Source organism: Streptomyces lushanensis (assembly GCF_001700515.1).
Classification (GTDB): domain Bacteria; phylum Actinomycetota; class Actinomycetes; order Streptomycetales; family Streptomycetaceae; genus Streptomyces; species Streptomyces lushanensis.
The window spans coordinates 1-622 of record NZ_MAUD01000590.1; the positions used below are offsets into that span (position 1 = coordinate 1).

Genomic DNA, 622 nt, shown 5'->3' on the forward strand with positions numbered 1-622 from the left:
CCGGCGAGGGCGGCGAGGACGCGGACCGGCTGTACGACCCGGCGCGCCGCTCCTCCATCAAGCAGGTCGCCTCCGGGCGCTTCGGTGTCACCAGCGAGTACCTGGTCAATGCCGACGACATCCAGATCAAGATGGCGCAGGGCGCCAAGCCCGGCGCCATCTTGATCTGGATGTCGTCGGCATTGACCAGGTACTCGCTGGTGACACCGAAGCGCCCGGAGGCGACCTGCTTGATGGAGGAGCGGCGCGCCGGGTCGTACAGCCGGTCCGCGTCCTCGCCGCCCTCGCCGGTGTTGGACTTGCCGCCGAGCTGGTTCATGGCGATGGCGAGCGTCTCGTGCGCCTCGCGGGAGATGGAGCCGTACGACATGGCGCCGGTGGAGAAGCGCTTGACGATCTCGGAGACCGGCTCGACCTCGTCGACGGGGACGGGCCCGCGGCCGGAGACGAAGCCGAACAGACCGCGCAGCGTCATCAGCCGCTCGGACTGCTCGTTCACCCGGTCGGTGTACTTCTTGAAGATGTCGTAGCGGCGTGAGCGCGTGGCGTGCTGGAGGCGGAAGACGGTCTCCGGGTCGAAGAGGTGCGGCTCGCCCTCGCGGCGCCACTGGTACTCGCCGCC

The 622-nt window shown here is 69.3% G+C and carries 1 pseudogene; it reads right to left on the reverse strand.

What is annotated here, in order from left to right:
* Nucleotides 1-139: 139 nt before the first annotated feature.
* Nucleotides 140-622 (reverse strand): annotated as a pseudogene (locus tag BFF77_RS34960) (glutamate synthase-related protein); the annotation flags it as partial.